This is a genomic window from Stenotrophomonas sp. YJH_SMC_43 (assembly GCF_059372535.1).
Genome location: NZ_JCAFVQ010000001.1, coordinates 74,100 through 94,090, shown reverse-complemented (window position 1 = coordinate 94,090; position 19,991 = coordinate 74,100). Strand labels below are relative to the sequence as shown.

Here is a 19,991-nt window from a genome sequence, read left to right as displayed (position 1 = left end):
TCGGCGCTACAGGAAAAGCCGCGGCACTGCCGCGGCTTTTCTGCTTTTCGCTCTCCGCTCTTTCTGTTGATTCCGTGGTGGACCGCACGGAAACCGTCCAAGGCCGCGCGGGTAGGTTGCGCAGGGGCGTAAGCGCCATGGATGGCGCGCCCGAGCCTACAAGGACGTATTCACGGCGCCCCCTGCGCGACCTACCCGCGCGGCCCATCCATCAGTATCAGCGCCCACCACGAGGGGCACCGCCGTTGGCCATTCCCTACGGCAGCGCGCGCGCCAGCATCGCCGTCAGCTCCAGCCCCGTCGGCAGCGTCCCAAACGCCAGCCCATGCTCCCCTTCCAGCCGGCTGCGCACGAACGCCTCCGCCATCGGACTGCGCGCACGCAGCAGCAGCGCCGCCTGCAGCAGCAGCGCGGTACGCTCGCAGAACAGCCGCGCCTGCGCTTCCTCCGGTGGCGGCGCCGCTGCCCAACGCTGCAATGCCGCTGCATAGCGCGCATCACGATCAGCCACCGACGCCAGCTCACCGCGCAACGCCGCCATCGCCTCCGGCTCACGCGCCAGCGCGCGCAGCACATCCAGGCACTGGATGTTGCCGCTGCCCTCCCAGATCGAATTCAACGGTGCCTGCCGGTACAGGCGCGGCAGCATCGACTCCTCTACGTAGCCGGCACCGCCCAGGCATTCCTGCGCCTCATTGACGAAAGCCGGTGCGCGCTTGCACAGCCAGTACTTGCCCAGTGCCGTCCCCAACCGCGCCATCGCCGCTTCATTGGCATCCACACCGGCACGATCCACCGCGCGTGCGATGCGCATCGCCAACACCGTGGCCGCTTCCGACTCCAGCGCCAGATCAGCCAGCACGTTGGTCATCAACGGGTGCTCGACCAGCAGCTTGCCGAAGGTGCGTCGATGGCGTGCGTGGTGCAGCGCCTGCGCCAGCGCCATGCGCATCTCTGCCGCCGCACCCAGCATGCAGTCCAGGCGGGTCATCATCACCATGCCGATGATGGTGGCCACGCCGCGCCCCTCTTCGCCCACGCGCCATGCCTGTGCGCCGCAGAACTCGACCTCGCTGGAGGCGTTGGCCCAGTCGCCAAGCTTGTCCTTCAGCCGCATCAACCGGAACGCATTGCGGTCACCATCGGCCAGCCGGCGCGGCATCAGCAGGCAGGTCAGTCCTCCCGGCGCCTGCGCCAGCACCAGGAAGCCATCGCACATCGGCGCGGAAAAGAACCACTTGTGGCCGACCAGGCGATAACGCTCGCCATCGATCGGTTCGGCGCGCGTGCTGTTGGCACGGACATCCGAGCCGCCCTGCTTCTCGGTCATGCCCATGCCCAGGGTGATGCCGGCCTTGTCCGCCACCGGCACGTCGCGCGGGTCATAGACCGGTGCAGCGGCCTTGCGCGCCCACTCGGCCAGATGCGGCTGCGAATGCAGCACCGCCACCGCCGCATGGGTCATGGTCAACGGGCAGCTGGTGCCCGCCTCGGCCTGGTGATGCAGGTAGCTCAACACCGCACGTGCCACGTGTGCGCCAGGCTGCGGCTCATGCCAGGACAATCCTGCGACGCCGTGCGATTTGGCCGCGTCCATCAACCGGTGATAGGCCGGATGGAACTCCACCGTGTCGATGCGATGGCCCTGTGCATCATGCGTGCGTAGCCGCGGACGATCACGGTTGGCATCGAAGCCGAGCCGGTACAGTTCATCACCGGCAAGTGCACCATAGACACCCAGCCGCGGCGCGAAGCTGGCGGCGCCTTCGCGCTGCACGGCTTCCATCAGCGCCACGTCGTCGGTCCACAACTGTCGCCCTGCGAACGGCGGCGGCTGGTTCAGCACCACATGGGTTTCATACGGCGCGTTGCTGCTGAAGCTGGGTCCACTCATCCGGTCCATCCTGGCGGCAAGAGGTCTGCGGCCCGATTGTGCCGCATCGCCTGCCAAGCCCGTGTTCAGGCCGGTTCTCACCCTCTGCACGAGACGCAGGCCACAGTGACCGCATGGCAGGCAACGACGATCTGGTGGTGCTGCGCCCGGAGGGGCTGTACTGCGCCGCCGGCGATTTTCATATCGACCCGTGGCGACCGGTAGCGCGCGCGGTCATCACCCATGGCCACGGCGACCATGCCCGTCCGGGCATGGGCGAGTACCACTGCAGCGAAGGCAGCCTGCCGATCCTGCGCTGGCGCCTGGGTGACGTGCCGGTGCAGGCGCACGTCGAGGGCGTGCCGTTCCGCCTGGGGAAGGTGCAGGTATCGCTGCACCCTGCCGGCCATGTCCTCGGCTCTTCGCAGGTACGCATCGACGACGGTCGGCAGGTCTGGGTGGCCTCGGGCGACTACAAGCGCCAGCCCGACCCGACCTGCGCGCCGTTCGAAGTGGTGCCCTGCGATACCTTCATCACCGAAGCCACGTTCGCCCTGCCCATCTACCGCTGGCCGGACACGCCGGCGGTGGCGGCGGAAATCGTGGCGTGGCGCCGCGAATGCGAACAACGTGGCGAAGCGGCGATCCTGCTGTGCTATGCCTTGGGCAAGGCGCAACGGGTGCTGGCCGAACTGCGGCCACTGGACGATCGCCCGGCCTGGCTGCATGGCGCCATCGCCAATGGTGTGGCGGTCTACCGGCAGGCCGGCGTACCGATGCTGGAGACGCTCACCATGGCCGAACAGGGCCGTCAGCCGGATGCCGCCGGCCAGCTGATCCTCGCGCCGCCGTCAGCTGCGGGCACGCCCTGGATGCGTCGCTTCGGCCGCCACCAGCTGGGCTTCGCATCCGGCTGGATGCAGCTGCGCGGCAATCGGCGGCGTCGCAATGTCGATCGCGGTTTTGTCATTTCCGATCACGCCGACTGGCCAGCACTGCTGCAGACCATCGAACAGACGGGCGCCCAGCGGGTGATCGCCACCCATGGCAATACCGATGCGTTGATTCCGTTCCTGCGCGAGCGCGGCGTGGCTGCCGAAGCCTTCCGTACCGATTTCGGGAGCGAAGAATGAAGGCATTCGCTGCGCTCTACCAGCGCCTGGATCGCAGCACCGCCACGCTGGACAAGCGTGCGGCGCTGGTCGACTACTTCCGCCAGGCGCGTGCGCATGACGCGGCATGGGCGCTGTACCTGCTCAGCGGCGGCAAGGTGGGCGGCGCACGCCGGAAGATCGCCGCCAGCAGCGAACTGCGCGCGTGGGTGAGCGAGGAATCGGGCCTGCCGCCCTGGCTGGTGGAGGACAGCTATGCGCAGGTGGGGGACCTGGCCGAAACGCTGACCCTGCTGCTGGATGATCCATCCCGGCCAGCTGTCGACCGCCCCTTGGCCGAATGGATCGAACAACATCTGCTGGCGGTGGCCAATCAAGCCGAAGCAGTGCGCCGTGCGGCGGTCGTCGCAGGCTGGCAGCAGCTGTGCAGCAGCGAACGCCTGGTGTTCAACAAGCTGCTGACCGGTGCCCTGCGCGTAGGTGTTTCGCAGCGGCTGGTACAGCAGGCGCTGGCCGAATGGTCCGGCCTGGACATCGCACGCATCGCCCAGCGCATGCTTGGCGAGTGGGTGCCCTCGCCCGGGCTGCTGGCTCAGCTGCTGTCGCCGGATGAGCTTCCGCTGGACCGTCAGCAGCCCTACCCGTTCTTCCTCGCATCGCCACTGGAAGGTGAACCTGCCGAACGGCTCGGCCCGATCGATGACTGGCTGCTGGAATGGAAATGGGATGGCATTCGCCTGCAGCTGCTTCGCCGGCGTGGCGAGGTCGCATTGTGGTCGCGTGGCGAAGAGCGGCTGGATGGCCGCTTCCCCGAAATCGAGCAGGCGGCGATGGCGCTTCCCGATGGCTGCGTACTGGACGGCGAGCTGCTGGCCTGGGACGAAAACGCCAACCTGCCGCGTGCCTTCACCGCGCTGCAGACCCGCATCCAGCGCCGCAAACCCGGTGCGGCCACCCTGCGCAACACGCCGGTGCGCGTGCTCGCCTATGACCTGCTGGAAGTCGATGGCGCGGACCTGCGTGAGCTGCCGTTGCAGGAACGGCGTACGCGGCTCACTGAGGTCATCGGTGCGCTGGACGATGTGCGGATCCAGCTGTCGCCCGACGTTGACGCCGACGATTGGCAACGGGCAGCAGCGATGCGCGACGTGGCACGCGAACGCGGCGTGGAAGGTCTGATGCTGAAACGGCGTGTCTCGCCCTACCAGACCGGGCGACGACGCGGCGACTGGTGGAAATGGAAGGTCGATCCACTCACGATCGACGCGGTGCTGCTGTACGCCCAGGCCGGCCATGGGCGGCGCAGCACGCTGTACACCGACTACACCTTCGGCGTCTGGGACGGAGACACGCTGGTGCCGGTGGCCAAGGCGTATTCGGGCCTGGACGACAAGGAGATCCTCGCGCTCGACCGCTGGATCCGCGCCAACACCCGCGAGCGCTTCGGTCCAGTGCGCAGCGTGCGCGCCGAACAGGTGTTCGAACTGGGTTTCGAAGCGGTCAACCGCAGCAGCCGGCACAAATCCGGTATCGCCGTGCGCTTTCCGCGCATCCTGCGCTGGCGCCACGACAAGCCTGCCAGCGAGGCCGATCAGCTGGCTACGCTGCAGGCGCTGGCGCGATGAACCGCAGCCAGGCGCTGCGCAGGCTGGAAGACTGGTTCGCGGCACGCGGCTGGCGCTCACTGCCATTCCAGCGCGCAATGTGGCGCCACTACCTGGCCGGCGAATCCGGGTTGCTGCATACGCCCACGGGCAGCGGCAAGACGCTGGCGATGTTCGGTGGGCCGTTGCTGCAGGCGCTGATCGATCCACCGCCACCGCCCCGCAGGGCCAGCGCGGTGCGCCCACTGCAGGTGCTGTGGGTGACGCCTTTGCGCGCGTTGGCCAGTGATACCGCCCGCGCCCTTCAGGCCGTCGTCGACGGCCTGGGACTGGGATGGCGTGTCGGCCTGCGCAGCGGTGACGCCAGCAACCGCGAGCGGCGCCAGGCCCGCGAAGGCCGCATCGACGTGCTGGTGACCACGCCCGAATCGCTGGCGCTGCTGCTGAGCTATCCCGATACCGTGGCACGCATGCGCCAGCTGCGCTGCGTGGTGGTGGACGAGTGGCATGAACTGCTGGGCAACAAGCGGGGAGTGCTGCTGCAACTGAACCTGGCGCTGCTGCGCGACATCGCCCCCGCGTTGCAGCTGTGGGGGCTCTCGGCCACGCTGGGCAATCTTGATGAAGCACGCGACGTGCTGCTGCCCGGGCAGCCCGACGCGCCCATCGTGCAGGGCGTGCGCCCGCGCGCAGTCGGCGTGCGCAGCCTGCTGCCCGACCCCGGCGAACGTTTCCCCTGGGCCGGGCATCTTGGCCTGGCGCAACTGCCGCGCGTGCTGGACGCGTTGATGCAGGCACGCAGCAGCCTGCTGTTCACCAATACGCGTGCGCAGGCGGAACTATGGCATCAGGCGCTGGCCGCAGTCTGGCCCGAAGACCAGGGCACGCTTGCGCTGCACCACGGCTCACTGGATCCGGCGCTGCGCCAGCAGGTGGAGGATGGCCTGCGCGCGGGCGTGCTGCGCTGCGTGGTGGCCACCTCCAGCCTCGACCTCGGCGTGGACTTCCCCGAGGTTGAGCAGGTATTGCAGCTGGGCAGCCCGAAGGGTGTGGCCCGCCTGCGCCAACGCGCCGGACGTGCGCGCCACCGCCCGGGCGCCAGCGGCTCCATCCTGTGCGTGCCCAGTCATGCGCTGGAACTGGCCGAGTACGCCGCCGTGCGCCGTGCATTGGCCGCCGGCGTGGTCGAAGCACGCAGGCCGCCGACGCTGTCGCTGGATGTGCTGGCCCAGCATGCGGTCAGCCGCGCGCTGGCCGGTGGCTTCGACAGCGATGCGCTACTGGCGCAGGTGCGGCGCACCCACGCCTTCGCATCGCTCGGCGACGGCCAATGGCAGGCGGTACTGACCTTCATCGTGCAGGGCGGCCAGGCGCTGGCCCAGTACCCTGATTTCCACAAGGTCGTGCGCGATGACGACGGCTGCTACCGCATGCACGATCGCCGCCAGGCACTGCGCCATCGGCTGTCGATCGGCACCATCAGCAGCGATGGCAGCGTGCGCGTGCAGTTCCTGCGTGGGGGTGGCCTGGGCGCCGTGGAGGAACAGTTCGCCAGCCGCCTGCGCCGTGGTGATCGCTTCCAGTTCGCCGGGCGCCTGCTGGAACTGGTGCAGCTGCGCGACATGACCGCCTTCGTGCGGCTGGCACGAGGGCGCGGTGGTGGTGTGGTGCCACGCTGGCAGGGAGGCCAGTTGCCGCTGTCGATGCCGCTCGGCCGTGAGCTGGAGTGGGTACTGTCCGGCGCCGACGACAGTGCCGAATCACGCTGGTTGTCACCGTTGCTGGCACTGCAGCAGCAGTTGTCGGCGCTTCCCGGCCCGGAACATCTGCTGGTGGAAGAGGTGCGGCGCCGCGAAGGCCAGTTCCTGTTCGTCTACCCCTTTGCCGGCCGCCACGTGCACGAGGCGCTGGCCGCCCTGCTGGCACTGCGCTGTACCCGCTGGCAGCGCAACAGCATCGGCTATGCGGTGAACGATCATGGCCTGGTGCTGGCACCGGCGCAGGCGATCGATCTGGATGCGGCGCAATGGCGCGCATTGTTCACCCCCGATCAGCTGCTGGACGATCTGCGCGCGGCGGTGAACCTGGGCGAGCTGGCGCGGCGCCAGTTCCGTGGCATCGCACGCGTAGCCGGCCTGCTGGTGCCCAGCCTGCCCGGCGGCATGCCGCGGTCGCTGCGCCAGCTGCAGGCCTCGGCGGGCCTGCTCTACGACGTACTGCGCGAGCATGACCCCGGCCACCTGCTGTTGGCATTGGCCGAACGCGAAGTGCTGCACGACAGCCTGGACCTCCCAGGGCTGCAGCAGGTACTGGCAAGGATCGGCATGCAGGTCTTCTCGGTGCAGCACCCGGCATCACTCACACCGCTGGGCTTTCCACTGTGGGCCGAACGCCTGCGCGGGCAGTTCAGCAACGAAGACTGGCGCACCCGTGTGCAACGCGCGGCCCAGCAGCTGGAGCGCCGCCATGGCCGATGAACTGCCGCTGCTGCGCGCCGGCGAATCGCTGATTATGCTTGGCGCGCGTGCACTGTACTGGCCTGCGCGGCAGGCGCTGCTGATCGCCGACCTGCACCTGGGCAAAGCCGATGTATTCCGTCGTGCCGGCATCGCGTTGCCCAGCGGCGGCACCGGCGAAGACCTGCAACGCCTGCAGGGGCTGCTGGACAGGCATGCCTGCCGCGAGCTGTGGATCCTGGGCGACATCCTGCATGGGCCGGCGCATCGCGCTGCCTGGTACCAGCAATGGCTGGGATGGCGTGAACGCAATGCCGCACTGGACGTGCATGTTCTGCGCGGCAATCACGACCGCCAGCTGCCGCATGCGCAGTTGCAGGTCCAGATCCACGATGAAGTACGGCTGGGGCCGTTCCTGCTTCGGCATGAGCCGATGCCCGATGCAGAGCTGCATGTGATCGCCGGGCATCTGCATCCGCAGGTTGCCTTGCCGCCCCTGCGGCGGCGCTTCGCCGCGTTCTGGCTGCGCGACCGGACGACAATCCTGCCCGCCTTCTCCGCGTTTACCGCCGGAATCGTCCCTGCCCCCGTCCCTGGCGAGCAGATGATCGTCTGCGTGCAGGGCGGCCTGGTGGAACTGCCGGAAGCTTGAATCAGGCCGGACGAATGCCCAGCTGCGGCATCAACCGGAAATCAGGCGTGTCATCTTCACGTCGTCGCGGCAACGCCTGGATCGCCGCCAGCATCTCCTGCGCGCAGGTGCGGATGCGTGCGTGGTGCTCCGCTGATGCATGACTGATCAGGCTGCCGACATGGAACTCGAACACGTCCTCCAGTACGTCGGGCTGGTCCTCGTGCAGCATCTGCAGCAATCCGCGCAGCTTGCAGATTTCCGATTCCAGCTCCTCGACCGCGAACAACATGGCGTCCTCCTCTTCAACAACAGGCGGCACGTCCGGGCCGCAACAGGCCGCAACGGCAGCGCCGCCCCGGGCCACGCGCGATGTTGATCACGGAAAGGAAAACGGGCGACGCGCAATCGCGTGCAACCTACTTCTCGCATATCCGCGGTGAGGCAACCGTTAATTCACGTGACGACGCGCTTCACGCATTGGCCGTGATCGCGTTGATGCGAGGTGTCTCCGCTGCGGTGGCCAATGCGTCGACGAAAGCCCGATCCAGTGCGAGCGCACCGAACCAGCCGTGCTGGGTGCCACTGAGCACGCGCAGCATGTGGCCACGGCCACCGGGCAGGCGACCCATCGGGCCCAGCAGCACATCACGCGCCTTGGCCCAGGCGTCGCGGTCGGACTGGAACAGCGGCGTCAGCCAACGACTCCAGCGCTGGTACACCGCAACGTGCGCCCTGCGTTGCGCCTGGTACGCCTGCAACGCTTCGGCACCACCGCCATGCGTGCGAACGGCATCGCGCAATGCCAACGCATCGAGCAGCGCCATGTTCACCCCCTGCCCCAGCTGCGGGCTCATCGCGTGCGCGGCATCACCGGCCAGCACCATGCGGCCCTGGTGCCAGCGCGTCATCACCGCATCACGGTAGACCGCGCGCGCCATCTGGCCGGCATCGCGCAGATGGGCGAAGCGCGCACTGGCCTGCGGCCACAGTGCATGCAGTTCATCCAGCCAGGGGGCCATGCCGTCGGCCTGCCAGCGCTCGAAGTCGGCGCGTGGCAGGCTCCAGAAGAAGCTCAGGCGCGGCGTGTCATCACCGGGGCGCGTACCGACCGGCAGCAGCCCGATCATCTTGCGCGCGGCCACGTAGCGCTGGCGCAGCTCCCGCACGTGCGGCCAGTCTTCGGCCGGCAGCAGGCACCACAGCGCCCCCCACGGATACACGCGGTCCAGCCCGGCACCGCCGGCGATCGTGCCGCGCAGCGTCGAGGCGGCGCCATCGGCGGCCACCACCAGATCGAACGGACCGTGCATGCGACCGTCGCTGTCGCGCAGGCGGCCCTGCTCGGCATCCACCGCCGCGATGCTGACGCCCGCATGCAACTGGCCTGCACCCGCGCGCGCTTCATCCAGCAGCGAGAACAAGGCCCCGCGCTGCATGCCCAGGCCGTGCAGGCGCGCATCCAGTCCGTCGTAACGCATGTCCATCACCGCGCGCTCGCACGGCGTGTCGCCATACAGGCGGTGCACCGGCGCGGCATGTGCGCGCACGGAATCAAGCAGGCCCATCTGCCACAGTACCTGCAGGCCGCTGGGCTGCAGCAGGAAGCCGGCGCCAACCGGTCCCGGCGTGGGCACGCGTTCGAAGATCTCCACCTCGTGGCCGTCACGGGTGAGCAGGATGGACACTGCCTGTCCAGCGGTGCCGTAGCCGATCACGGCGATGCGCAGTCGTTCCTTCATGGGCGCATTGTGCCCGAGGTGGGTGGATCGCGAACGGGCCGCAGGCATGCCGCGCAAAAAAAAACCCCGCCGGAGCGGGGTTTTCAACGCACTGTCGAGTGGATCACTCGGCCGGCGTGATGTTCGAAGCCTGGGCACCCTTCGGGCCCTGGGTCACGTCATAGGTGACACGCTGGCCTTCCTGCAGGCTGCGGAAGCCCTTGGAGTTGATGGCGGAGAAGTGCGCGAACACGTCGGCGCTGCCATCCTCCGGCGAGATGAAGCCAAATCCCTTGGCGTCGTTGAACCACTTGACGGTACCGTTCGGCATGGTGATGCGAGACCTTATGCAATGAATGGGTGGTGTACGCTGAACCCGCGCACAAGCTGAGTATGCAAAGCTTGCTCGGGGAAGACAATCACCCCCGTGCCAATTCGCCCACCAGTTCCGGAAGTCCGTTGCCGGCCGCCTGCACGTTGGCCAGCACTTCGGCCATCGTAATCTCCTCGCCATCACCACACCCGGCAGCCCAGTTTGCGATGATCGCCAGGCAGGCGTAATCCAGCCCCAGCTCGCGTGCCAGCGCGGCTTCCGGCATGCCGGTCATGCCCACCAGGTCGCAGCCGTCGCGGCGCATACGGGCGATTTCAGCGATGGTTTCCAGGCGCGGGCCCTGCGTTGCGCCGTAGCAACCACCGTCATGGACCGTGACACCGGTCACTTTGGCCGCGGCCAGGATCTTGCTGCGCAGCATCGGCGTGTACGGGTGGCCGAAATCGACGTGGACCACGTCGGTGCCTTCTTCTTCACAGATCGTGCTGATGCGGCCCCAGGTGTAGTCGATGATCTGGTCCGGGCAGGCCAGCACGCGCGGACCAAAGTGTTCGGTGATGCCCCCCACCGTGTTCAACGCCAGCACGCGCTGCGCGCCCAGTTGCTGCAGCGCGGCCAGGTTGGCGCGGTAGTTGATCTTGTGCGGCGGCAGCGAATGGCCTTCGCCATGCCGCGCCAGGAACGCCACGCGATGGCCGAGCAGCGTACCGACGCGCACCGGGCCCGACGGGCGGCCGAAGCGGGTGTCGACCTCGTGGGTCTGCACATCGTCAAGCTTGGCCAGATTGTAGACACCGGTACCGCCGATCACGGCCAGGGCGATCTGTTGCATTCGAAGCACTCCATGAAAAGACGAACGCCGGCACCCGAGGATGCCGGCGGCAGAAGAAGACGCGCCGCGGGCGGCTGCGCCGTTATTCCTTCATCGCGTAGATGGCCGGCACGCAGCGCAGGGTTTCATTGACGTCCATGCCGAAGCCGAACACGTAGCGGTCCGGCAGTTCGATGCCGGCGTAGTCGGCGGTCACGTCCGGCAGCGCGCGGTCGTGCTTCTTCACCGTCATCGCGGCGATGCGCACGTCGGTCGCGCCCTGTTCCAGGCACCAGGTGCGCACGCCCTGCAGGGTGTAGCCCTCGTCCAGGATGTCGTCGACCAGCAGCACGCGGCGGCCGAACAGTGAAGTGGCCGGCTTGTGCTTCCAGACCAGGTCGCCGCCGGTGGTTTCACCGCGGTAACGGGTAGCGTGCAGGTAATCGAACTGCACGTCCTGGCCGCGCGCGCCCAGTTCCAGCGCCAGTTGGCCGGCGAACGGCAGCGCACCGTGCATGATGGACAGGAACAGCGGCACCTCGCCCTTGTAATCGCGCGCGATGGCGTCGGCGATACCAGCGATGGCCTTGTCGATGGTGGGGCGGTCGACCAGCAGGTCAGCCTGGGCCAGGGCCTGGGAAATGGTGAGGTTGGGCATCAGACGGTTCTTCCAAGGGTTTCAAGCAGACGGGATTGGGTGTCGCCATGGCGGGCATCGGCCAGCAGGCCATCCCAGCCAAGCGCGCCACGGCCGATCAGGCCCAGCAGCGCAGCAGTATTGAGGGAGCGTCCCTGCACCGCGTGCAGGGCTTCATCGACCAGTTCCGGGTGGCAGACCAGCACCACGTCGCAGCCGGCATCCAGATGCGCGTGCACGCGCGCGGGCACACCACCGGCGCTGTGCGAGGCGGCCATGCCGATGTCATCGGAGAACACCACGCCGCGGAAGCCGAGCTCGCCGCGCAGGATGTCCTGGATCCAGCGCGGCGAGTAGCCGGCCGGTTCAGGCGCAATCTGCGGGTAGATCACGTGCGCCATCATCACCGCGTCGGCACCGGCGGCGATGCCGGCCTGGAATGGCACCAGGTCCTGCGCGCGCAGCGCGTCCAGCGCGCGCGGGTCGATCGCGGTATCCACGTGGGTGTCTTCCAGCACGGTACCGTGGCCGGGGAAATGCTTGAGCGTGGCGGCCATGCCGACCGAATGCATGCCGCGCACGTAGGCGGCGGTGAACGCGGCCACCACCTGCGGGTCTTCACTGAAGGCGCGGTTGCCGATGGCACGGTTGCCACGGCCAAGGTCGACCACCGGCGCGAAGCTCAGGTCCACACCGCTGGCCCGCACCTCGCTGGCCATCAGCCAGGCGTGCCGTTCGGCCAATGCCAAGGCCTGCTGCGGGTCGGTGGCATACAGCGCACCAATGTCCTGCAGTGGCGGCAGATCGCTGTAACCCTCGCGGAAACGCTGCACGCGGCCGCCTTCCTGGTCCACGCAGATCAGCTGCGGGCGCGGGGCGGCGGCGCGGATGGCCGCACTCAGATCGGTCACCTGCTGGCGCGAGGCGAAGTTGCGCTTGAACAGCACCACCCCGGCCACGGCATCGTGCTGCAGCCAGTCACGTTCCTGGGCGGTCAGTTCGGTACCGGCAACGCCGATCAGCAGCATGGTCGATCTCCACAACGCGCGCCCGCATGGCGCAGTGCCGCATTGTCGCAGAACCGGCCGACAGGCGCAGTGGTCAGAAAAAGGGGACGGAGGGGATCAAGGCGCAATCGACCCAGGTGGGCTGGATACCTCTTGATCCCCTCCGTCCCCTTTTGGGGGGCAGGTCAGACCTTGCAGCCGTCCGGGCCGCAGGCCTCGTCGCCGTCAGCCGACGCTGCCGGAGCGCCCTGTTCGGCCGCGATCTGGCGCAGGGCGTTGGCGAAGGCCTCCGGCGGCTGTGCCCCGGAAATGGCCCACTTCCCATCGATGACGAAGGTCGGCACCGAAGAAACGCCCAATGCGTGGGCCTGCGCCAGCTTGGCGTCGACCTCGGCCAGGCCGCGGTCGGAGGCCAGCATCTGCGCGATTTCGCCGGCGTCGAGGCCGCCCGCCACGCCGGCCTTGATCAGCACCGAGGGGTCGGCCAGGTTCTGGCCATGCTCGAAGTGGGCGCGGAACAGAGCCTCGCCGACCGCATCCTGCACGCCGTGCTCGCCGGCCAGCCACAGCACCCGGTGCGCCGGCAGCGTGGTCACCCGCACCTGGCCCTGGCTGAAGTCCATCGGCAGGCCCTCGGCACGCGCGGTGGTCTGGGTCTGGCCGAGGATCTGCTCGGTACGCTCGACGCCCCCGAACTTGCGCACGTAGGCCTCGCGCAGCGGCACCGGGGTGGCGTCCGCATCCGGATCCAGCTGGAACGGCTGCCAGTGGATATCGAGTTCAGGCGCGTTCGCGCCCAGCAACTGCACGCCCTGCTGGAAACGATGCTTGCCGATCCAGCACCAGGGGCAGACCACGTCGGAGTAGATATCGATTCTCATCCCCACGACATGGGGCCCGCCTCCCTCGTTAAAAGGGGACGGAGGGGACTAAGTCGGTTCCCGCACAGGTGGGGTAAAGATGACTTAATCCCCTCCGTTCCCTTTCTGGGGTTCACCACTGTGAATAGGGGTGACTGGCCAGCGCGACGTTGTAGTAGCGCGCATCGTCGGTGACTTCGGCACCCACCCAATCCGGCAGGTCGATCGCCTGGTCGGCGCTGTCCAGCTCGACCTCGGCCACCACCAGGCCGGCGTTGTCGCCGAGGAACTCGTCCACCTCCCAGGTCAGGCCGGCGTGCTCGACCAGATGACGGCGCTTGTCGATCAGGCCACCTACGCAAAGCGCCAGCAGTGCGCGTGCATCGTCCACCGGGATCGGGTAATCGAACTCCTGGCGGGTATGGCCGATGGTGCGCGACTTCAGGTTCAACGCGGCGTGGTCGCCTTCGATGCGCACCCGCACCGAGGCGTTCTGGGTGCCGCGGTCAAGCGCCCCCATGTCGTTGATGTAGCCCTGCGCCATCGGGATCACCCGGTGCGCGGCGGCGCGCCAGCCATCGCTGCTGACGAGGAATTTGCGTTCGATTTCGATGCCCATCGCACCATTATGCGCGATGGGCATGACAGATCAGCGCTTCTCGAACACCGCGATGCTTTCCACGTGTGCGGTGTGCGGGAACATGTCCATGGCACCGGCGCTGACCAGGGTGAAGCCCTGTTCGTTGACCAGATAGCCGGCATCGCGGGCCAGCGAGCCCGGGTGGCAGCTGACGTAGACGATGCGCTTGAACTGCTTCAGCGGCAGCTGCTGCAGCACTTCGATCGCGCCCGAGCGCGGCGGGTCCAGCAGCAGCTTGTCGAAGCCCTGGCGCATCCACGGCGTGCTGCGCTGGTCCTGGGTCAGGTCGGCGCTGAAGAACTGGGCGTTGGCCAGGCCATTGCGCTCGGCGTTCTCACGGGCACGCGCGACCAGGCCGGCATCGCCTTCCACGCCGACCACTTCGCGCACGCGGCGCGCCAGCGGCAGGGTGAAATTGCCCAGGCCGCAGAACAGGTCCAGCACGCGCTCGTCCTCACCCGGCTCCAGCAGGTCCAGGGCGTGGGCGATCATCTTCTCGTTCAGCTTGGCGTTGACCTGGATGAAGTCCAGCGGGCGGAACGCCAGTTCCACGTCCCACGGCGCCAGCCGGAACGACAGCGGCACGCCCTGCCCGTCCAGCGGCTGCACGGTGTCCACGCCGCCGGACTGCAGGTAGATCACGAAGCCATGCTGCTGGCCGAAGGCGGCCCAGGCCGCACGATCGGCATCGCTGAGCGGCTGCAGGTGGCGCACGGTCAGGACCACGGCCTGGTCACCGGCGATGAACTCGATCTGCGGAATATCGCGCTTGCCGTCGAGCGATTCGATGAAAGTGGACAGCGCCTCGACCTTGGTGCCGATTTCCGGGATCACGGTCAGGCACTGGCTGAGGTCGGCGACGAAACGCGGGTCCTGTTCACGGAAGCCGACCAGGGTCTTGTCCTTCTTCTCGACCCGGCGCACCGAGAAGCGGCCCTTGCGCCGGTAGCCCCAGCTCTCGCCGACCAGCGGCGCCAGCACGGTTCCCGGCTTCACGTGGCCGATGCGCTCCAGGTTGTCCATCAGCACGCGCTGCTTGGCCACGATCTGCTGGTCTTCGTCCAGGTGCTGCAGCACGCAGCCGGCACAGGTGCCGAAGTGCGGGCACTTCGGGGTGACGCGCTGCGGCGAGGCCTTCAGCACTTCCACCGTGCGCGCTTCGTCGAAATGGCGGCTGCGGGCGGTCTGTTCGGCCATGACCACCTCACCCGGCAGTGCGCCGCTGACGAAGGTGACCTTGCCGCCCTCACCCTCACGGCGGGCGACGCCGCGACCATCATGGCTGAGGTCGAGGATCTCGGTCTGGAACGGGGTACGGTCGATGCGGGAGCGGGATCGGGCCACGTGGCAACAGGCTGCGGGCAAAAATGGGGGCGTATTGTCGCAGATCCTGACCGGCAGGGCCCGGACCCGCTTGCGCCCGCCGCCGCCGTGCTTGATGATTGCAACAGCTGACATGGAGGCAGCCCTGATGCAGATGACCCCGCGGGCCAGCCGGCCCCGCTTCCTGCTTGTCGAGGACGACATCATCAGCCGCGGTTTTTTCAAGGCGGCGTTGGAAACGTTACCGGCGGACGTGGACACCGCAGATTCACTGGCCAGTGCGCTGGCGAGCGCCGAACCCGGCGCGCATGACCTGTGGCTGATCGACGTCAACCTGCCGGACGGCAACGGCGCGCAGCTGCTGCGCGAACTGCGCCGTTCACACCCCGATACCCCCGCGTTGGCGCATACCGCCGATGGCGACACCTCCATCCATGCCCGCCTGCGTGAAGCTGGCTTCAGCGACACGCTGGTCAAGCCGCTGGGCCGCGACCAGTTGCTGAAAGCCGTGCGCCGCGCGCTGGTGAACAGCCCAGCGGGGATCTTCGTTGCCCCGGCCCCGGCAGCGGTCGAGCTGCAGGTGCAGGACTGGGACGAGACCGCGGCACTGGCCGCGCTCAATGGCCAGCGCAACCACCTGATCGCCCTGCGCGAGCTGTTCCTGGCCGAGTTGCCGGGGGTACGCGACGCGGTCGAGCAGGCCGTGGACCAGCACGACGAGCGCCAGCTGCGCAGCCAGCTGCACCGGTTGCAGGCCAGTTGTGGTTTTGTCGGGGCGGCACGGCTGGGACGCGCGGTGCGGCAGCTGCATCATGCGCCGGAGTCCGGGCAGGCCCAGGACGGGTTCCGCGCGGCGGTGGCGGCCCTGCTGCATTGAGGGTGTTCGGCAGGGCTTGCAGCCCTGCACCTGCTTCAAGCCAGAGCAACAGCCGAAGCAACGGCAACAGCGGGCATCCCGTGGAATGGCGGGGCACTGTGGGTATGCGGGGACGGCGCAAGTACGTCCATGTAGCCTTGGTCGCGCCATCCATGGCGCTCACACCCCGCAAACCCACAGTGCCCCGCCTTCGACAGTTGACCGGTGGCCAGTAGATCCACGCCATGCGTGGATGAATCTCTGTCAGATATCGAAATTCAAACTGGGGTCAGATCCGTTTTCCTTCGGAAAACGGATCTGACCCCGTCGGCATGTCCAACAGCTCGCAAGAATCTGTCGAAGGCGGGGTGGGTCCGGTTGAGGGAGTGTCCGCGGCATGGATGCCGCGGCCAAGCCCCCAAGGACGGGTTTACGGCGTCTCCCGCAACCGGACCCACCGCGCCTACCCACGGATAACCAGCTTTTGCTTTTGACGTTGCCGTTGCCGTTGATTCGGCAGGTGCAGGGCTGCAAGCCCTGCCGAACACCCCCTACCTGCGGGGTGCGAGCTGCTCGAGCATTTCCCAGGACTTCAGGCCGCGGGCGCCCAGGTGATGGGCCAGCACCCGCCGCATCGGCAGGCGCAGGCTGGCCAGGTCGGTGGCATCGGGCTCTTCGTCCGCCGCCAGCGCCAGCAGCGCCGAGCCAGTGGCCGCCGCCCGGCGTTCCCCACCGCGCTCGCTCAGCAGGCGCTGCGCGCCTTCCTGCGGGTCCAGTTCGTAACGTGCCGCCGGGTCGATCGGCTGGCCGTCGCTCGCGCTGTCCAAATCGAAACCCAGGCCCAGCGCGGACAGCAGCTCGCGTTCGAAGCGACGCAGGGTCCAGGCCAGGCCGGCGCCCACGGCCAGCCGCGCACGTGCCTCGCCGTAGGCCAGGTACAACTCAGGCAGCGGGTCCTGGCGCGGGGCCAGGCGCAGGGTCAGTTCACTCAGGTAGAAGCCGGCCAGCATCGCCTGGCCGACCAGGCGTGGCGCGGCATCCAGCGCCTCGGCACCCCGCAGCTGGGCCAGTTCGCCCCGCTGCTGGGCACTGAAGCGGATCCACTGCAGCGGCTGCAGAGCAGCGCGCAGCACCTGTCCCTTGGCGGTGGATACGCCACGCGCGAGCAGGCCGATCCGGCCATGCTGCGCACTCAACACTTCGACCAGCAGACTGGTCTCGCGGTAGGCCCGTGCGTGCAGCACGAAGCCAGTGTCGTCCTCGATCATCATCGAAGCGACCGCAACGGCTTACTCGTAACCGAAGGCCTTCAGTGCGGCCTCGTCGTCGGACCAGCCTTCACGCACGCGCACCCAGGTCTCCAGGAACACCTTGGCCCCGAACAGACGCTCCATCTGCAGGCGGGACTTGGCACCAATCTCCTTCAGCCGGGTGCCGCCCTTGCCGATCACGATCGCCTTCTGGCCCTCGCGCTCGACCCAGATCACCGCACCAATGCGCAGCAGGTTGCCATCTTCAGTGAAGCGCTCGATTTCCACGGTGGTCGCGTACGGCAGTTCCTCGCCGAGCTGGCGCATCAGCTGCTCACGCACCAGCTCGCCGGCCAGGAAACGCTGGCTGCGGTCGGTGATCTCGTCTTCGCCGAACATTGGCGGCGCTTCCGGCAACAGCGCCAGTACGTCGCGTACCAGTGCTTCCAGGCCGTTGCGCTTCTGCGCCGAGATCGGGTGCACGGACGAGAAATCGCGGCCGGCCGTGACTTCCTGCAGGAACGGCAGCAGCGCGCCCTTGTCCTTCAGACGGTCGATCTTGTTGACCACCAGCACCACCGGGATACCGGCGTCGCGCAGAACATTGAAGGCCAGGCTGTCTTCTTCGTCCCAGCGACCGGCTTCGATCACCAGCAGGCCGGCATCGACGCCTTCCAGCGAGCCGCGCGCGGCACGGTTCATCACCCGGTTCATCGCCCGCTTCTGCACCTTGTGCAGGCCGGGGGTGTCGACCAGCACCAACTGGCCTTCCGGATAGGTGGCGATGCCCAGCAGGCGATGGCGCGTGGTCTGCGGGCGGTTGGAAACGATGCTGACCTTGGCGCCGACCAGGGCATTGGTCAGGGTCGATTTGCCCACGTTCGGGCGGCCGATGACGGCCACGCTGCCGCAATGATGGGTAGTTTGTTCGCTCACTTGGAATCCAGTTGTTCTAGGACGGCTGCAGCCGCCTGTTGTTCGGCAAGCCGCCGCGAGGCGCCTTCGCCCTCGATGCTGGCGGCCGGGTCGGCTACGTTGCAGCGTACCCGGAAGTGCTTGGCGTGGTCGTCACCGGATTCTGACACCAGTTCATACTGCGGCAACGCCTTCTGTCGGGCCTGCAGCCATTCCTGCAGGCGGGTCTTGGGGTCCTTCTCGGGCCGGCCGGAGGCCGGCAGTGCCTCGATCGAAGCACTGAACCAGGGCAGTACCACCGCCCGGCAGGCCTCGAAGCCGGCATCCAGGTAGATCGCAGCCACCACGGCTTCCACCGCATCGGCCAGGATCGAGTCGCGGCGATGACCGCCGGACTTCATTTCGCCCGGGCCCAGGGTCAGCCGCTCGCCCAGTTCCAGGGTGCGCCCGATCACCGCCAGCGCGCCTTCACGCACCAGCTCGGCACGGGCACGGGTCATCGCCCCTTCGTCAGCCTTGGGCCAACGTCGGTACAACGCCTCGGCCGCCATCATGTTGACGATGCTGTCGCCGAGGAACTCCAGGCGCTCGTTGTGCGGCGCACCGGCACTGCGATGCGTCAGCGCCTGCTTGAGCAGGGCCGGGTCGCTGAAGGCATGACCAATCAGGTCGCCACGTTGGATGAATTTACTGGGCACCGCTTCGTGTCAGGTCCTGGGAAGAATCGAATTTACCAACCACATCGAGGTTGCCGATCAGCTGACGGCGCACTTCGTAGTTGACCTTGAGGGTCCAGCCATTGTCGCGACGGTCGAACTTCACGTTGGCCGGCTTCACATTGTCCGAGTAGTTGATGTACAGGCGCTTGAAGAACAGGTCCTGGATGCGCGCCGGCTCCATGCTGCCCACGCCCGGCTCGTTGGCCAGGCTTTTCATCGCCGAGCGCACCGCGTAGTACTCCTGGTACATCGGGAACAGCTTCATGCCGATGTAGAGGAAGAAGCCAACCACGATCAGGACCGTCAGGAACGAGGTCAGGGTCATGCCACGCTGCGTGTTCATCGTCTTCATTGCGTTCTCCCCAGATACGCGTTGGATGTGAAAATACCCGGTTGATGCCCGGTCAGTTGATGCTCGAGCCGATCCGCGACGGCTCGAAACCATCCTTGCAGAACCAGCCCTGGCAGTTCAGCCAGATCAGGAAGGCCTTGCCGCGCAGGTTCTCTTCCGGCAGCAGGCCCCAGAAACGGCCATCGTCACTGTTGTCACGGTTGTCGCCCATCACCAGGTACTTGCCGGCCGGCACGGTCCACTGGCCCTGGCCACGCGGGTAGTCGGTCTCCAGCACCGTGTGGGTGCGGCCCGGCAGGTGCTCGACCAGCAGGTTGGCGCCCTCGCCCTGACCCTTGTGGCCGGCGTAGATGCCCTTGTTGTCGTACTTCAGCGGTTCGCCATTGAGGATCATGCCGTCGCCTTCGAAGACCACGGTGTCACCCGGCACGCCGATCACGCGCTTGATGAAGTTCTCGCCCTTTGCCGGGTCGTTGTCGCTGTGGCCGGGGAAGTGGAACACCACCACATCGCCACGCGACGGCTCGCCAAATGGCACGATCTTGGTGTTGCTGATCGGCAGGCGCAGGCCGTACGAGAACTTGTTGACCAGGATGAAATCACCGATCAACAGGTTCGGCATCATCGAGCTGGACGGGATCTTGTACGGCTCGGCGATGAAACTGCGCACGATCAGCACGATCGCCAGCACCGGGAAGAACGCACGCGAGTAGTCCACCAGCACCGGCTCGGAATCGAGCAGGCCGGCGCGCTGGGCACGCCGCTTGGCAAGGTACAGCTTGTCCGCGAGCAGGATCAGGCCCGAGGCCAGGGTCAGCACGACCAGGAGGATCTCAAACAGTTTCATTCAGGGTCCTTTGCAACGTCACCGGACGACCGGCCCCGCAGGG

Annotated in this window: 20 protein-coding genes; 5 read left to right on the top strand and 15 right to left on the bottom strand. The window is 67.5% G+C overall.

Going from position 1 to position 19,991, the window contains the following annotated elements; all coding sequences use genetic code 11:
- Nucleotides 1–256 precede the first annotated feature (256 nt).
- Nucleotides 257–1,894 carry an acyl-CoA dehydrogenase family protein gene (locus AC5QAH_RS00395; protein WP_495232029.1) on the bottom strand — a complete coding sequence of 546 codons (1,638 nt, stop codon included), beginning with the start codon at nt 1,892–1,894 and terminating at the stop codon, nt 257–259.
- 113 nt (nt 1,895–2,007) lie between these two features.
- Here AC5QAH_RS00395 and AC5QAH_RS00390 point away from each other — a divergent pair, with 113 nt between their 5' ends.
- From AC5QAH_RS00390 to pdeM, 4 genes are read left to right on the top strand one after another with little or no spacing between them, the layout of a single operon-like run.
- Nucleotides 2,008–3,006: a ligase-associated DNA damage response exonuclease gene (locus tag AC5QAH_RS00390; RefSeq protein WP_191849785.1), complete on the top strand. Its 999-nt coding sequence runs from the start codon at nt 2,008–2,010 to the stop codon at nt 3,004–3,006.
- On the top strand, nt 3,003–4,610 hold the full coding sequence (locus tag AC5QAH_RS00385) for an ATP-dependent DNA ligase (RefSeq protein ID WP_019336698.1): 1,608 nt from the start codon (nt 3,003–3,005) through the stop codon (nt 4,608–4,610). The genes AC5QAH_RS00390 and AC5QAH_RS00385 overlap by 4 nt, the downstream gene beginning before the upstream one ends.
- Nucleotides 4,607–7,066 (top strand): ligase-associated DNA damage response DEXH box helicase, encoded by a 2,460-nt coding sequence (locus AC5QAH_RS00380; protein WP_262102131.1) that lies wholly within the window; start codon nt 4,607–4,609, stop codon nt 7,064–7,066. Before AC5QAH_RS00385 ends, AC5QAH_RS00380 begins: the two co-directional genes overlap by 4 nt.
- On the top strand, nt 7,056–7,697 hold the full coding sequence (gene pdeM, locus AC5QAH_RS00375) for a ligase-associated DNA damage response endonuclease PdeM (protein WP_171955177.1): 642 nt from the start codon (nt 7,056–7,058) through the stop codon (nt 7,695–7,697). Before AC5QAH_RS00380 ends, pdeM begins: the two co-directional genes overlap by 11 nt.
- A 1-nt stretch (nt 7,698) precedes the next feature.
- Here pdeM and AC5QAH_RS00370 read toward each other — a convergent pair whose 3' ends face one another.
- The 9 genes from AC5QAH_RS00370 to rlmD all read right to left on the bottom strand — a co-directional run bounded on the left by AC5QAH_RS00370 (nt 7,699) and on the right by rlmD (nt 15,030).
- Nucleotides 7,699–7,968: a hypothetical protein gene (locus AC5QAH_RS00370; RefSeq protein WP_019336695.1), complete on the bottom strand. Its 270-nt coding sequence runs from the start codon at nt 7,966–7,968 to the stop codon at nt 7,699–7,701.
- 181 nt (nt 7,969–8,149) lie between these two features.
- Nucleotides 8,150–9,418: an FAD-dependent oxidoreductase gene (locus tag AC5QAH_RS00365; protein ID WP_235650850.1), complete on the bottom strand. Its 1,269-nt coding sequence runs from the start codon at nt 9,416–9,418 to the stop codon at nt 8,150–8,152.
- 103 nt (nt 9,419–9,521) lie between these two features.
- Entirely contained in the window at nt 9,522–9,728 is a 207-nt protein-coding gene (locus tag AC5QAH_RS00360; RefSeq protein WP_005410590.1) for a cold-shock protein, read from the bottom strand.
- Nucleotides 9,729–9,816: 88 nt separating this feature from the next.
- Nucleotides 9,817–10,563, bottom strand: a complete 747-nt coding sequence (locus AC5QAH_RS00355; RefSeq protein ID WP_010482830.1) for an S-methyl-5'-thioinosine phosphorylase — start codon at nt 10,561–10,563, stop codon at nt 9,817–9,819.
- An 82-nt stretch (nt 10,564–10,645) separates the two neighbouring features.
- The gene (locus tag AC5QAH_RS00350; RefSeq protein WP_005410592.1) at nt 10,646–11,200 is read right to left on the bottom strand and encodes a hypoxanthine-guanine phosphoribosyltransferase; all 555 of its coding nucleotides are present in this window, start codon (nt 11,198–11,200) and stop codon (nt 10,646–10,648) included.
- The gene (nagZ, locus tag AC5QAH_RS00345; protein ID WP_019336693.1) at nt 11,200–12,207 is read right to left on the bottom strand and encodes a beta-N-acetylhexosaminidase; all 1,008 of its coding nucleotides are present in this window, start codon (nt 12,205–12,207) and stop codon (nt 11,200–11,202) included. Before nagZ ends, AC5QAH_RS00350 begins: the two co-directional genes overlap by 1 nt.
- A 164-nt stretch (nt 12,208–12,371) precedes the next feature.
- Complete coding sequence (locus tag AC5QAH_RS00340; RefSeq protein WP_049409041.1) at nt 12,372–13,067, bottom strand: DsbA family oxidoreductase; 696 nt, start codon at nt 13,065–13,067, stop codon at nt 12,372–12,374.
- Between the two features lie 112 nt (nt 13,068–13,179).
- Entirely contained in the window at nt 13,180–13,665 is a 486-nt protein-coding gene (locus AC5QAH_RS00335; protein WP_043402365.1) for a CYTH domain-containing protein, read from the bottom strand.
- Nucleotides 13,666–13,695: 30 nt separating this feature from the next.
- On the bottom strand, nt 13,696–15,030 hold the full coding sequence (rlmD, locus tag AC5QAH_RS00330; protein WP_010482826.1) for a 23S rRNA (uracil(1939)-C(5))-methyltransferase RlmD: 1,335 nt from the start codon (nt 15,028–15,030) through the stop codon (nt 13,696–13,698).
- Nucleotides 15,031–15,157: 127 nt separating this feature from the next.
- On the opposite strand from rlmD, the gene AC5QAH_RS00325 reads away from it, so the two are divergent.
- Nucleotides 15,158–15,886 carry a response regulator gene (locus tag AC5QAH_RS00325; RefSeq protein ID WP_010482825.1) on the top strand — a complete coding sequence of 243 codons (729 nt, stop codon included), beginning with the start codon at nt 15,158–15,160 and terminating at the stop codon, nt 15,884–15,886.
- 530 nt (nt 15,887–16,416) lie between these two features.
- On the opposite strand, the gene recO is transcribed toward AC5QAH_RS00325, so the two are convergent.
- From recO to lepB, 5 genes are read right to left on the bottom strand one after another with little or no spacing between them, the layout of a single operon-like run.
- Complete coding sequence (recO, locus tag AC5QAH_RS00320; protein WP_049454997.1) at nt 16,417–17,136, bottom strand: DNA repair protein RecO; 720 nt, start codon at nt 17,134–17,136, stop codon at nt 16,417–16,419.
- An 18-nt stretch (nt 17,137–17,154) separates the two neighbouring features.
- Complete coding sequence (gene era, locus AC5QAH_RS00315) at nt 17,155–18,051, bottom strand: GTPase Era (RefSeq protein ID WP_043402362.1); 897 nt, start codon at nt 18,049–18,051, stop codon at nt 17,155–17,157.
- A complete protein-coding gene (gene rnc / locus AC5QAH_RS00310; RefSeq protein WP_010482822.1) occupies nt 18,048–18,728 on the bottom strand; it encodes a ribonuclease III in 681 nt (226 codons plus the stop codon). Before rnc ends, era begins: the two co-directional genes overlap by 4 nt.
- Nucleotides 18,718–19,101 (bottom strand): DUF4845 domain-containing protein, encoded by a 384-nt coding sequence (locus AC5QAH_RS00305; RefSeq protein ID WP_010482821.1) that lies wholly within the window; start codon nt 19,099–19,101, stop codon nt 18,718–18,720. The genes rnc and AC5QAH_RS00305 overlap by 11 nt, the downstream gene beginning before the upstream one ends.
- A 52-nt stretch (nt 19,102–19,153) precedes the next feature.
- Nucleotides 19,154–19,948 carry a signal peptidase I gene (gene lepB, locus AC5QAH_RS00300; RefSeq protein WP_010482820.1) on the bottom strand — a complete coding sequence of 265 codons (795 nt, stop codon included), beginning with the start codon at nt 19,946–19,948 and terminating at the stop codon, nt 19,154–19,156.
- Nucleotides 19,949–19,991 lie beyond the last annotated feature (43 nt).

Bases quoted from the DNA above. Each gene is read 5' to 3' on its own strand.
- AC5QAH_RS00395 (WP_495232029.1), bottom strand. From the start codon at position 1,894: ATGAGTGGACCCAGCTTCAGCAGCAACGCGCCGTATGAAACCCATGTG.
- AC5QAH_RS00390 (WP_191849785.1), top strand. From the start codon at position 2,008: ATGGCAGGCAACGACGATCTGGTGGTGCTGCGCCCGGAGGGGCTGTAC.
- AC5QAH_RS00385 (WP_019336698.1), top strand. From the start codon at position 3,003: ATGAAGGCATTCGCTGCGCTCTACCAGCGCCTGGATCGCAGCACCGCC.
- AC5QAH_RS00380 (WP_262102131.1), top strand. From the start codon at position 4,607: ATGAACCGCAGCCAGGCGCTGCGCAGGCTGGAAGACTGGTTCGCGGCA.
- pdeM (WP_171955177.1), top strand. From the start codon at position 7,056: ATGGCCGATGAACTGCCGCTGCTGCGCGCCGGCGAATCGCTGATTATG.
- AC5QAH_RS00370 (WP_019336695.1), bottom strand. From the start codon at position 7,968: ATGTTGTTCGCGGTCGAGGAGCTGGAATCGGAAATCTGCAAGCTGCGC.
- AC5QAH_RS00365 (WP_235650850.1), bottom strand. From the start codon at position 9,418: ATGAAGGAACGACTGCGCATCGCCGTGATCGGCTACGGCACCGCTGGA.
- AC5QAH_RS00360 (WP_005410590.1), bottom strand. From the start codon at position 9,728: ATGCCGAACGGTACCGTCAAGTGGTTCAACGACGCCAAGGGATTTGGC.
- AC5QAH_RS00355 (WP_010482830.1), bottom strand. From the start codon at position 10,563: ATGCAACAGATCGCCCTGGCCGTGATCGGCGGTACCGGTGTCTACAAT.
- AC5QAH_RS00350 (WP_005410592.1), bottom strand. From the start codon at position 11,200: ATGCCCAACCTCACCATTTCCCAGGCCCTGGCCCAGGCTGACCTGCTG.
- nagZ (WP_019336693.1), bottom strand. From the start codon at position 12,207: ATGCTGCTGATCGGCGTTGCCGGTACCGAACTGACCGCCCAGGAACGT.
- AC5QAH_RS00340 (WP_049409041.1), bottom strand. From the start codon at position 13,067: ATGAGAATCGATATCTACTCCGACGTGGTCTGCCCCTGGTGCTGGATC.
- AC5QAH_RS00335 (WP_043402365.1), bottom strand. From the start codon at position 13,665: ATGGGCATCGAAATCGAACGCAAATTCCTCGTCAGCAGCGATGGCTGG.
- AC5QAH_RS00325 (WP_010482825.1), top strand. From the start codon at position 15,158: ATGCAGATGACCCCGCGGGCCAGCCGGCCCCGCTTCCTGCTTGTCGAG.
- recO (WP_049454997.1), bottom strand. From the start codon at position 17,136: ATGATGATCGAGGACGACACTGGCTTCGTGCTGCACGCACGGGCCTAC.
- AC5QAH_RS00305 (WP_010482821.1), bottom strand. From the start codon at position 19,101: ATGAAGACGATGAACACGCAGCGTGGCATGACCCTGACCTCGTTCCTG.
- lepB (WP_010482820.1), bottom strand. From the start codon at position 19,948: ATGAAACTGTTTGAGATCCTCCTGGTCGTGCTGACCCTGGCCTCGGGC.